This is a genomic window from Streptomyces sp. NPDC002994 (assembly GCF_040611155.1).
Classification (GTDB): domain Bacteria; phylum Actinomycetota; class Actinomycetes; order Streptomycetales; family Streptomycetaceae; genus Streptomyces.
On record NZ_JBEXNQ010000020.1, the window covers coordinates 117,080 to 128,801 of the forward strand.

Below are 11,722 nucleotides of genomic sequence, written 5' to 3' on the forward strand. Positions count from 1 at the left end.
CATGTGCCAGGCTGACCCCCGCCAAGTCCGTCGTAACGGGAGGGGATCGCGGGTGGCCGCGATGCAGTTGACACGTACGCACCGCATATTGATCGGTGTTGTCGTCGCGGGAGCGGTGGTCATCGCCGCGATCGGTTTCGCCGGCTCGTACGCCGCCGTGCGCGAGCTCGCGGAGGAGAAGGGCTTCGGCAGCTTCTCCCTCGTATTCCCCATCGGCATCGACGCGGGTATCTGCGTCCTGCTGGCCCTGGACCTCCTCCTGACCTGGATGCGGATCCCGTTCCCCCTTCTCCGCCAGACGGCGTGGCTGCTGACGGCGGCGACGATCGCCTTCAACGGCGCCGCGTCGTGGCCGGACCCGCTGGGTGTCGGCATGCACGCCGTCATCCCGATCCTGTTCGTCGTCTCGGTGGAGGCGGCGCGGCACGCGGTCGGCCGGATCGCCGACATCACGGCCGACAAGCACATGGAAGGCGTACGCCTCACTCGCTGGCTGCTGTCCCCGCTGCCGACGTTCAAGCTGTGGCGCCGCATGAAGCTGTGGGAACTCCGCTCCTACGAGCAGGTCATCAAGCTGGAGCAGGACCGCCTGATCTACCAGGCGCGCCTCCAGGCCCGCTTCGGCCGTGGCTGGCGCCGCAAGGCCCCCATCGAGTCGCTGATGCCCCTCCGCCTTGCGAAGTACGGCGTCCCGCTCGCCCAGACCGGCCCCGCGGGCCTGGCGGCGGCCGGCATCGAGCCGGCGCTGCTGCCTCCGGCGCCGGAGATCGAGGCGCAGCCCCAGGAACTCCGGGCACTGCCGTCGCAGCCACAGCCGCAGCCGGTGCGCGAGCACACGGAGCACGGGCAGCCGCACCCGGACGAGGAGTGGCCGATGGAAGCCCCGGACGACACTGACGACGAGCCCGTCACGGAGGAGCCGGAGGGCCCCGGCTCGCATTCGAGCCCGTGGTTCGCCGCGCCGCAGGTACCGCAGGGCCAGCAGGACGCCGCGTACGACGCCGCCTACGACAACACCTACGCCGCCGCCTACGACCCGGCGGCGTACGCCGAGGCCCCCGGACCCGGACAGCCCACCCCCGTGATGGTCCCCGCGGGCCCCGGCCGCACGCGCCCCCTGGGCGGTATCCCGGGCCCGCGCCACGAGCAGGACCCCGCGGAATACGTGGAGCAGTACGAGGAGGAGTACGAGGAGGAGTACGAGCCCGAGGAGCGGTACTACGACGCGTTCCGCAAGTACGTCGGCGACTACGGCACGGTCCCGTCAGCCGGCGCGTTCGGCTCGTACATCCAGGACCTGGGCACCCAGCCCCCGCCCCTCAACGAACTGTCCGACTACGCCAAGCGTTTCCAGGTCCGCTACCAGCAGGAACTGGACGCCGAACACATCGCCTAGCTTCGCGGTGCCCAGCATGGGCAAGGTCACGAAGCCCCTGGAACGGTGCGGGCCCGCACCCTTCGGGTACGGGCCCGCACCGGACTACCGGAGGCCGGCACAGCCTCTCCTGGTTCAGCGGAGCGGCGGTGAGACCCAGCCCTTCTTCACCAGCAGGTCGCAGTGCCACTTGGCCTGGGCGTCGGTCTCCTTCTGGTGCTCCTTGGCTGCTTGGATGCAGTCCGCGTAGGGGAACGGCGGCCCTTGGTCAAGCTTCACTCGCGCCTGAGCGCCGGCCTGCGCCGGAGCGGCGGATGCTGTGCCCGCAATGCCCGCCAACAGGGGAACCGACAGCGCGGCTGCCAAGACGGTGCGTGCGTATGAGGAACGCATGAGGTTGGTCATGCCCCACTAACGATCTTGATCGGGTTGCGTCACGCACGCCGGGAGAGTTCCACGGGGCAACGGCGGCCTCCCTGCGGCACTGCTAACCCCGCGTCGTCCCGCTGAGCCGTACGCCGTGCGGTCCGCATGCCACCCGCCTGTTCCTCACCCCCCGCCACGCGAAAGGGCCGCCACCCCCGGAAACCCAGGAGTGGCGGCCCTCACCGCAAGCAGCAGCAGAGCTACGCCCCGAGCAGCTTCCTCACCCGATCCGCCCCCACCGCGAGCAGCAGCGTGGGCAGTCGCGGCCCGGTGTCCCGCCCGACCAGCAGCCGGTACAGCAGCGCGAAGAACGACCGCTGCGCGACCTTCAGCTCCGGCGTCGGCTTCGCATCAGCCTCCAGCCCCGCCATCACCTTCGGTACGCCGTACACCAGCGTCGTGAGCCCGTCCAGCGACCAGTGCGAGTCGAGCCCGTCGAGCAGCAGCCGCAGCGACTCCCGTCCGGCCTCGTCCAGCGAGCCCAGAATCTCCGTGTCCGGCTCACTGCGCACCACCGTCCGCTGCTCGGCCGGCACCTGCGTGGTGATCCAGTTCTCGGCACGGTCGAACCGCGGCCGCACCTCGTCCAGCGACGTCACCGGATGCGCCGGATCCAGCTCGCTCAGGATCCGCAGCGCCTGGTCCTCGTGCCCCGCCGTGATGTCCGCCACCGAGGCGAGCGTCCGGTACGGCAGCGGCCTCGGCGTCCGGGGCAGCTCCCCCGAAGCAGTCCTGATCGCGCGCGAGTGGGCCGCCGCGTCGGCCGGCAGCACAGTCCCCTCGGCGACCTTCTTCTCCAGCGAGTCCCACTCGTCGTAGAGCCGCTGGATCTCCTGGTCGAAGGCGATCTTGAAGGACTGGTTGGGCCGGCGCCGCGCGTAAAGCCACCTGAGCAGCGGGGCCTCCATGATCTCCAGCGCATCGGCAGGCGTAGGCACGCCACCCTTGCTGCTGGACATCTTGGCCATCCCGCTGATGCCCACAAAGGCATACATCGGCCCGATCGGCTGCACACCGTCGAAGACCTCGCGCACGATCTGCCCGCCCACCACGAACGACGACCCGGGCGACGAGTGGTCGACACCGCTCGGCTCGAAGATCACGCCTTCGTACGCCCAGCGCATCGGCCAGTCGACCTTCCAGACCAGCTTGCCGCCGTTGAATTCGCTCAGCAGCACAGTCTCGGAATGCCCACAGACGCACCCATACGACAGAGCGGTGCTCTCGTCGTCGTACGCCGTGACCGTAGTCAGATCCTTGCCACAAGAAGTGCAGTAAGGCTTGTACGGGAAGTACCCCGCGCCACCCCCACTGCCGTCGTCCTCGTCGGCCGCCCCCGACCCCTCGGCGGCTTCCAGCTCGGCCTCGTCGACCGGCTTCTGCCCCTGCTTCTTGACCTGCTGCTTGGGGTCCTTCTTGGTCCGGTACCGGTCGAGTACGGCGTCGATGTCGCCTCGGTGCTTCATCGCGTGCAGGATCTGCTCGCGGTAGACCCCGGCCGTGTACTGCTCGGTCTGGCTGATGCCGTCGTACTCGACACCGAGCTCGTCGAGGGCCGCCGTCATGGCCGCCTTGAAGTGCTCGGCCCAGTTCGGGTACGCCGACCCGGCCGGCGCGGGCACCGACGTCAGCGGCTTGCCGATGTGCTCGGCCCAGGACTCGTCCACACCCGCGACGCCCGCCGGCACCTTGCGGTACCGGTCGTAGTCGTCCCACGAGATCAGATGCCTGACCTCGTGCCCGCGCCGCCGGACCTCGTCCGCGACCAGGTGCGGGGTCATGACCTCGCGCAGGTTGCCCAGGTGAATCGGCCCGGAGGGCGAGAGCCCGGACGCGACGACGACCGGTTTGCCAGGCGCACGTCGCTCCGACTCGGCGATGACCTCGTCCGCGAACCGGGAGACCCAGTCGGTCTCTGTGCTGCTCTGAGCCACGATCGGCACGTCCTTCTTCCTCGATAGCTGTCGATAGCTGTCGCCAGCCATAGCTGTCGCCAGCCATTCTCCCAGACGGATCGACGCCGCCCGAGGCTCCCCATTTATTACGAGACGACGCGCCGCACACCCCCATGAAATACTCGTCTGCACATTCAACTTCCTCTCAACAGGAACGGCAGCTCATGGCCTCGGTCCATTCCCTCGCTTCGACCGTCAACCAGCGCGTCGCGGACGCCCTCTCGGCAGCCCTGCCGGAGGCCGGCGCCGCCGACCCGCTGCTGCGACGAAGCGACCGGGCCGATTTCCAGGCGAACGGCATCCTGGCCCTCGCGAAGAAGGCCAAGGCGAACCCGCGCGAGCTGGCCACGCAGGTGGTCGCGGGGCTCCCCACCGGGGATGTGATCAAGGACATCGAGGTCTCCGGCCCCGGCTTCCTGAACATCACGGTCACCGACCGGGCGATCATCGACACCCTCGCGGCCCGCGCCGCCGACGACCGTCTCGGCGTACCGCTGGCCGAGAAGCCGGGCACGACGGTCATCGACTACGCCCAGCCGAACGTCGCCAAGGAGATGCACGTCGGCCACCTCCGCTCCGCCGTGATCGGCGCGGCGATGGTCGAGATCCTCGAGTTCACCGGCGAGAAGGTCGTACGCCGTCACCACATCGGCGACTGGGGCACCCAGTTCGGCATGCTCATCCAGTACCTGACCGAGCACCCGCACGAGCTGGACCACAAGCACGGCGGCCCGGAGGAGGGCGAGGCGGCGATGTCGTCCCTCAACCGCCTCTACAAGGCGTCGCGCGTGCTCTTCGACTCCGACGACGACTTCAAGGCGCGCTCGCGGAACCGGGTGGTCGCCCTCCAGGCGGGCGACCCGGAGACCCTCGCCCTGTGGCAGCGTTTCGTCGACGAGTCGAAGCTCTACTTCTACTCGGTCTTCAACAAGCTCGACATGGAGATCGCGGACCAGGACGTCGTAGGCGAGTCCGGCTACAACGCCATGCTCGAAGAGACCTGCCAGATCCTGGAGGACTCGGGCGTAGCCGTCCGCTCCGACGGCGCGCTGTGCGTGTTCTTCGACGACGTGAAGGGCCCGGACGGCAAGCCGTCCCCCCTCATCGTGAAGAAGTCGAACGGTGGCTACGGCTACGCCGCCACCGACCTCTCCGCGATCCGCGACCGCGTCCGGAACCTGGGCGCGACCACACTTCTCTACGTAGTGGACGCCCGCCAGTCCCTCCACTTCAGGATGGTCTTCGAGACCGCCCGCCGGGCCGGCTGGCTGAACGAAGACGTCCACGCGGTCCAGCTCGCCTTCGGCACGGTCCTCGGCAAGGACGGCAAGCCGTTCAAGACCCGCGAGGGCGAGACCGTCCGCCTCGTGGACCTCCTGGACGAGGCCGTAGACCGGGCAGCCGTCGTCGTACGCGAGAAGGACACCAGGGGCGAGCTGACGGACGAGGAGATCGCCGAGCGGGCGGTCCAGGTCGGCATCGGCGCGATCAAGTACGCCGACCTCTCCACCTCCGCGTCCCGCGACTACAAGTTCGACCTGGACCAGATGGTCTCGCTGAACGGCGACACGTCCGTCTACCTCCAGTACGCGTACGCCCGTATCCAGTCGATCCTCCGCAAGGCCGGCGACCGCAAGCCCGCCGCCCACCCGGAGCTCGAACTGGCCCCGGCGGAGCGCGCGCTGGGCCTGCACCTGGACCAGTTCACGGAGACGCTGACCGAGGCGGCGACGGCGTACGAGCCGCACAAGCTGACCGCGTACCTCTACCAGCTCGCGTCGCTCTACACGACGTTCTACGACCAGTGCCCGGTCATCAAGCCCGAGCCCGCGCCCGACGTCGCCGAGAACCGCCTCTTCCTCTGCGACCTGACCGCCCGCACGCTCCACCAGGGCATGGCCCTGCTGGGCATCCGCACCCCCGAGCGCCTCTGATCACGCGACGCTCGCGATACGCGATACGGCGATGCCCCCCACCGGGGTCCTGGTCCCGGTGGGGGGCATCGCCGTATCTGCGGTCTCAAGTCGTCAACGGGTACGACGCCCGGCCCGAGGCCTCATCTATCTCGTCGTGCGCCTTGCCCAGGAGTTGCGAAGCAAGGTCCATGAGCGCCCGCGCGCCCGCGATCTCCTCGCCGACCCGCAGCTGTTCGGCGTCGGTCGGGTGCCGTTTGGCGAACCCGTGAGCCCGAAGCTCCACGCCGTCACCGAGCCGCACCATCGCGGCAGCCCTGGTCCTGCCTTCGTGCTCGGTGAACTCCATCTCGATGTGCCATCCGACAAGTGTCTGCATGGCCGATCACCTCCAGCGGTTCCCTTCCAGGGTGCGCCGCCGGGCCGCTGATCACCACTCTTCGCTTACCAAACGGTGAGTACCTGACTTAATAGTCGGTACTTGTCGACAACTCAGCGCTTGGCAAGGATCAAAGGGCACCGGAAAGTTCCTCTTCGACCAAGGAGCCTTGATGTCCCACCCTGCGCAGCTGTCCCAGCTGTCCCAGCCGTCCCTGCCTCCCGTGTCCGTCCTGGGCCTCGGCATGATGGGCGCAGCCCTCGCCACCGCCCTCCTGAAGGCCGGCCACCCGCTCACCGTCTGGAACCGCTCCGCGGCCAAGACCGGCCCCCTGGTCGCGCAGGGGGCGACCCCCGCCGACACGATCACCGACGCGGTGGCGGCGAGCCCCCTGGTGATCGTCTGCTTCACCACGAACGACAACGTCACCGAAACCCTCGCCACCGTCGACTTCACCGGCAAGACCCTCGTCAACCTCACCAACGGCACCCCCGCCCAGGCCCGCTCCCTAGCGACGTGGGCCGAGAAGCAGGGCGCGGCGTACGTAGACGGCGGGATCATGGCGGTCCCGCAGATGATCGCGACTCCGGCCGCGTACATCCTCTACAGCGGCGACGAGCAGGCGTACGAGACCCACCGCCCCACCCTCTCGGCCCTCGGCGGCACAAGGTGGGTCGGCACCGACCCGGGCCGCGCGGCGCTCCACGACCTGGCGCTGCTCACCGGCATGTACGGGATGCTCATGGGAGTGGCACAGGCCTTCGCCCTGATCCGTACGGAGAACATCACGGCCACCGAGTTCGCCGAGCCGCTGCACGAGTGGCTCTCCGCGATGCTGGGCGGGGTCGTACCCGGTATCGCCCAGGCGGTGGACTCCGGCCAGCACGTCACGGACGTATCCAGCCTCGCCATCAATCAGGCGGCCTTCCCGAACTTCATGGAGACGTTCCGCGACCAGGGGATCAGCTCCGAGCTCTTCGAGCCGATGCAGAAGCTGCTCGACCGCTCGGTGGAGGAGGGCCACGGCGCCGATGGCCTCTCCCGCCTGGTGGAGATGCTCAAAAAGTAACTTCCCCCAGGTAGAACTCGCACCAAACAACCTTCCCGGGCTCCCGCTCCCCGACCCCCCACTTGTCGGCCAGCGCCGCCACCAGCAACAGCCCGCGCCCGCACTCCCCGTCCGGCTCCCGGACGTGGGGCAGCCCGTCGCCGCTGTCGTGGACCTCGATGCGCAGAGTCTGTCCGGACAGCAGCAGCCGCAACTGATAACCGCGCCCCGGCGGCACCCCGTGCAGGAGCGCGTTGGTCGCGAGCTCGCTCACGCAGAGCAATACGTCATCGGCACGGGCACCGACCCCCCACGCGACGGCCGCGTCGCGCGTGAACTCCCTGGCCCTGGCGACGGATCTGCGCTCACGCGGGTAGAACCGCTCGCGCAGGAGGGGGAGTTGTTTCACTTCGTTCATGAGACGAGAGTCACGGTCCGTGACTAGCGTGGAGCACTGAGCCAACCCGTACAGATTTCTTGTACGGGTTCGCACGGGGTCAAGTACGGGCAGGGTGGGGAGTTGGACGGCATGAGCCCCAGGAAGCGTCCGAAGAGGAACGCGTCGGCGATGAAGATGCTGGGAGCCCAGCTGGCGGCTCTCCGTAGAGCGGCGGGCCACACCCAGCGCTCGCTCGGCGAGCGCGTCGCCGCCGACGAGGAGACGATCGCCTCGATCGAGCAGGGCAGGCGCCCACTCAAGGCGGACTTGGCGGAGGTGCTCGACGAGCTGCTGGACGCGAAGGGCACGCTGGCGGCGGGGGTGGAGAACCTTCCCGAGATCGACCTGTTCCCGCTGTGGGCCGAGCAGTTCATGGACCACGAGCGCGAGGCCATCGCTCTGTCCCTGTACGCGAACCAGGTTCTACCCGGCTTGCTCCAAACTGAGGCATACGCACGTACGGTCTTCCGGAGCCGCGTCCCGGTCTACGACGAGGATGAGATCGAGACCTTCACCGCCGCGCGCATCGAGCGCCAGGCAATCCTGAACCGCAAGGTCCCGCCCACCGTCAGTTACGTCATCTGGGAGCCGGTGCTCCACCTCCCCTTGGGCGGCAGCAAGACACACGCTGACCAACTGCGCCACTTGCGGGCCCAATCCGAACTCCCATGCCTCTCCATCCAATTCCTGCCACTGAACCGCATGGCTCACGCAGCACTCGACGGCCCCTTTGTCTTACTGGAGACCGCCGATCACCAGCACCTCGCGTACGCCGAAACGCAGCGCGGCAGCCAGTGGGTCTCCGACCCCGACGAGGTGTCCATCCTGGCGCGCAAATATGCGATGCTGCGGGCACAGGCCCTCACCCCCGAGGACTCCCGTAGCCTGCTGGACCGTCTGCTGGGAGAGCAATGAGCACCGCACTGCACTGGTTCAAGTCGACCTACAGCGGCGACGAGGGCGGCGAGTGCGTCGAAGTCGCCTACAACTGGCGCAAGTCCAGTTACAGCGGTAGCGAGGGCGGCGAGTGCGTCGAAATCGCCGCCTGCCCCACCGCAGTCCACGTCCGGGACTCCAAGATCCCCGACGGCCCAACCCTCACCCTCACCCCCGCGACCTGGTCGCACTTCGCGCGGTACGCCGGTTCGTCGCACGGGGGTTAGGTCCCGCACGAACCCGGGGCGTTGGCTGACCTGGGGCGGTGATTGCGTCTGGCGTGGGGGCCGCCACATGTAAGTGTGGCGTCGGAGGCCCGCCCCTCAAGGGCGCTCCTACGTCGCGTCGCCTACGGCGATTCCGCTCCGCTACACCCTTGACCGCCGGACCTCCGCCGCAATGCATCTGGGGGGCGGCCCCCGGGGGGAGCCCACGGGGAAGGCCCGGTAATTGGCTGCTGTGCCGCTGCCGACCGACGGGCTCGGTAAGTGGGGCGCGGCAGGTTGAGTGGGCGGCTCGGCCCCAGGCTCAGCGGCCGACGGGAACGGCCGCTGGTGCGACATCCCCATTCCCACGCACACGAGCCACCCACGCCGTAGGCGGCCGGGCGGCCAGGTCGACCTGCGAACTCATGTCTGCGCGGGTGGGGCGCGGCAGTTGAATGGGGGGACTCGGGCGGGTTCGGCGTCCGCCCCGTCCGGTGGTCGGCTCGGCCGCAAGCCCGTTGCCGGTGTGAGTGGGTGGTGAGGCACCGACTGCGACTGCGCAGCCCAGGTGGACTGCGGAAGCCGCACTCCCAGTCGTCCGAGTCACTGGCTTTGTTCACTTCAAGCGACGGCGTTTGTCCACGGGTTCGGGAGGCAGCCGATGGTCGGCGGTGCCGTGAATGTTTACGAGGGACTGCCAGGGTCAGTCGGTTCTACCTCTCTGCGCGCAAGCGGACCGCAGCCCTGCGTAGGTCGAGGCACCCGGGAGAGCGGGATGCAGCGGTGCTCACCTCGGCAGGTGACGGGCGAAGAACGACCGTACGAGGTCGCGAACGGCGGGCACGGTGACGCGCGGACCGGCCCGGCCGACCATGCCGGCGCGCCCGGAGGCGGTCATCAGGCCGGCCTTCTGGAGCTGGGGAACGAGGGCCGCGTAGTCGGTGAAGGCCCAGTGATGGGCGTTGTCGAGCTGCCGCCGGGCGGCGGGGCCGCCGTGAGCGAGGAGGGTTGCCCAGGACCGGTCCAGCCGGGCGTCGCGGAAGCCGTCAGTGCCGGCCAGGAGCAGCGGACGGTTCGTCCCCTGCCGGGCCACCGGCAGGAGTTCGCCGTCCATCTGGTCAAGGTATCCCTCCAGGTTGACGGCGGCGGCGATCCGCCGGTCCTCGTGGAGCGCCTGCGCGGCCGCGGTGCCGCCGGCGGAGTGCCCGTACACCCCGACTCGGTCCAGGTCCAGAGCGTCGAGGACGAAGCGGAGGTCGGCGACCCGGGTGCCGATCATGGTGCGGAACGTGGCCGCATCGGGCGGGCCCAGCAGCACTGTGTGCCGGACCCGTTCCCGGCCCGGCCGGGCGCTGGGGAACTCCACCTCGCTGGCGTCCCCAGGGTGGTCGACGGTGATGACCGTCCAGCCGTGCGAGGCAAGGTCCACCGCGAGGGCGCTGCCCATCGTGCGGGCGTCGCCGCCGCCGGGGCTGTAGAGCAGCACGGGACGGCGGCCGGGAAGGGGCGGAGCACCGGCTCGGGCGTGGGTGAGGGTGGCCGCCCAGTCGACTCCGGCCTTCGGCAGCTGCGGGTGGATCCGCCAGCAAAGGTTGGTGAAGAGGGCGGCGGCGCCTGGAGTCTGCTGCGGAGCACGCGGGAAGTCGCGGCTGGGGATGGCTGGTTGCAGGACGGTGACCATGAGTTCCCGTACGCCGATTTCCGGCATCCACGGATCGTTGCGGGAGGAGTCGACGAGGTAGAGCGTCTTGGCGCCGACGGGGTAGGGCCCGCTGGGTGCCGGCAGACGCAAGCGCAGGAGTGGCGCCGCCTCGCGGTCGGAACGGCGGGTGGTGTTGGGGGCGGCGGAAGCTGGGGCGGCGCTGAGGAGCAGGGCGGCGGCCCCGGCGAGAGCGCCCTTGGCGAGGGAACGGCGTCCGGGTGTGGAGGATGAGGTCATGGACGGCATCCTTGGGGCGGGCGCCGAGCCGGGGCGAAGCTTACGGCCGCGGGCGAAAGGCTGGCGCGGAGCAGGAGGATGTGTTGATCCGGATCCATTTCACGGCGGACGATCTCGTCCGGGTACGGTTCGCGCCGCGGCCGTCGCCCGTGCCCGAGCTGCACGCGGCCCTGATGATGCTGGGCGCCCCGCACGAGGCGCTGCTGTTCGGGCGCTGGCGGAGCCGGCTGCTGCGGAACCTGCCGAGCGCGGTCAGGCCGCTCGCGGACCTGGCACCGGACGGCGTCGCCCCCACCTTTCTCGATGTCCTCGGCCACACGCCGGAGGAGGGATTCGCGCTGATCAGGGCGGCCCGTGCGGAGGCAGTACGGGCCGGGATCGAGCAGCTGTACGGGCGGCGGCCGCCCCCGCCGTGGATCCGCTCCCTGCACAGTGGGGACGCCGGCGCCTGGCAGACGCTCCAACGGGCGCAGCGGGCGGCGTACGAGACGGTCCTCGCACCGGTGTGGCCCCAGGTCCAAGACCTGCACCGGGCGGAGTTCACCCGCCATGCTGTGGTCGTCGCCGAACGGGGCCTCGGCGCCGCCCTGACCGGCCTGGCCCCGGGATCACGGCTGCGCGACGGAGTCTGGGAGTGGTCCCTGCCGGGCGTCCCGGGCGTGCGAGAGATCCGGCTCGGCGGGCGCGGGCTGATCCTCCGGCCGACCTTCCACTGGCGGCACGGTCCGCTCCTCCAGGACCGGCCGGACCGTCCGGTGGCGCTCGCCTACCCGGCGGGCCAAGGGCTGCCGCTCGTCCCGGACGAGGGCAGTAAACCAGACGATCCCCTCACGGGAGTCCTCGGGCGCACCCGGCTCGCTCTTCTGCGCTCCTTGGACCAAGCGCACACGACCACGGGCCTGGCGCGCCGTATCGGCGTCAGCAACGCGACGGCCTCCGCCCACGCTTCCGCCCTGCGCGCCGCCGGTCTGATCACCACCACCCGCACGGGCCGCTCGGTGCGCCACACACGAACAGCCCTGGCAAAGCTACTGCTGACCAGCGGCGCGGCCGACGGCTGAGGGCAAGTGGCAGGTCGCCGCGTACAGCTCGACCCTCGACATCTG

Annotated in this window: 11 protein-coding genes; 6 read left to right on the top strand and 5 right to left on the bottom strand. The window is 69.7% G+C overall.

Annotated elements, in window-relative coordinates; genetic code table 11:
• Positions 1-52 precede the first annotated feature (52 nt).
• A complete protein-coding gene (locus ABZX79_RS25755) occupies positions 53-1,396 on the top strand; it encodes a DUF2637 domain-containing protein (protein WP_355262182.1) in 1,344 nt (447 codons plus the stop codon).
• A 114-nt stretch (positions 1,397-1,510) separates the two neighbouring features.
• Here the strand turns inward: ABZX79_RS25755 and ABZX79_RS25760 are convergent, their stop codons facing one another.
• Positions 1,511-1,654 (bottom strand): hypothetical protein, encoded by a 144-nt coding sequence (locus ABZX79_RS25760; protein WP_355262185.1) that lies wholly within the window; start codon positions 1,652-1,654, stop codon positions 1,511-1,513.
• Between the two features lie 347 nt (positions 1,655-2,001).
• Positions 2,002-3,744 carry a lysine--tRNA ligase gene (lysS, locus tag ABZX79_RS25765; RefSeq protein ID WP_355262188.1) on the bottom strand — a complete coding sequence of 581 codons (1,743 nt, stop codon included), beginning with the start codon at positions 3,742-3,744 and terminating at the stop codon, positions 2,002-2,004.
• Between the two features lie 176 nt (positions 3,745-3,920).
• On the opposite strand from lysS, the gene argS reads away from it, so the two are divergent.
• A complete protein-coding gene (gene argS / locus ABZX79_RS25770) occupies positions 3,921-5,690 on the top strand; it encodes an arginine--tRNA ligase (protein ID WP_355262191.1) in 1,770 nt (589 codons plus the stop codon).
• A gap of 85 nt (positions 5,691-5,775) precedes the next feature.
• On the opposite strand, the gene ABZX79_RS25775 is transcribed toward argS, so the two are convergent.
• Positions 5,776-6,048, bottom strand: coding sequence for a DUF1876 domain-containing protein (locus ABZX79_RS25775; RefSeq protein WP_355262194.1), 273 nt, complete (start codon positions 6,046-6,048; stop codon positions 5,776-5,778).
• A 172-nt stretch (positions 6,049-6,220) separates the two neighbouring features.
• On the opposite strand from ABZX79_RS25775, the gene ABZX79_RS25780 reads away from it, so the two are divergent.
• Positions 6,221-7,117, top strand: coding sequence for an NAD(P)-binding domain-containing protein (locus tag ABZX79_RS25780; RefSeq protein ID WP_355262197.1), 897 nt, complete (start codon positions 6,221-6,223; stop codon positions 7,115-7,117).
• Here the strand turns inward: ABZX79_RS25780 and ABZX79_RS25785 are convergent.
• On the bottom strand, positions 7,107-7,514 hold the full coding sequence (locus ABZX79_RS25785) for an ATP-binding protein (protein WP_355262200.1): 408 nt from the start codon (positions 7,512-7,514) through the stop codon (positions 7,107-7,109). The two genes, ABZX79_RS25780 and ABZX79_RS25785, sit on opposite strands and share 11 nt — an antisense overlap.
• A 111-nt stretch (positions 7,515-7,625) precedes the next feature.
• Between ABZX79_RS25785 and ABZX79_RS25790 the strand changes: the two genes are divergently transcribed.
• The gene (locus ABZX79_RS25790; protein WP_355262203.1) at positions 7,626-8,450 is read left to right on the top strand and encodes a DUF5753 domain-containing protein; all 825 of its coding nucleotides are present in this window, start codon (positions 7,626-7,628) and stop codon (positions 8,448-8,450) included.
• Positions 8,447-8,698 carry a DUF397 domain-containing protein gene (locus ABZX79_RS25795; protein ID WP_355262206.1) on the top strand — a complete coding sequence of 84 codons (252 nt, stop codon included), beginning with the start codon at positions 8,447-8,449 and terminating at the stop codon, positions 8,696-8,698. The genes ABZX79_RS25790 and ABZX79_RS25795 overlap by 4 nt, the downstream gene beginning before the upstream one ends.
• 766 nt (positions 8,699-9,464) lie before the next feature.
• On the opposite strand, the gene ABZX79_RS25800 is transcribed toward ABZX79_RS25795, so the two are convergent.
• The gene (locus ABZX79_RS25800; RefSeq protein WP_355262209.1) at positions 9,465-10,616 is read right to left on the bottom strand and encodes an alpha/beta fold hydrolase; all 1,152 of its coding nucleotides are present in this window, start codon (positions 10,614-10,616) and stop codon (positions 9,465-9,467) included.
• Between the two features lie 83 nt (positions 10,617-10,699).
• Between ABZX79_RS25800 and ABZX79_RS25805 the strand changes: the two genes are divergently transcribed.
• Entirely contained in the window at positions 10,700-11,677 is a 978-nt protein-coding gene (locus ABZX79_RS25805; protein ID WP_355262212.1) for a winged helix-turn-helix domain-containing protein, read from the top strand.
• Positions 11,678-11,722: the final 45 nt, after the last annotated feature.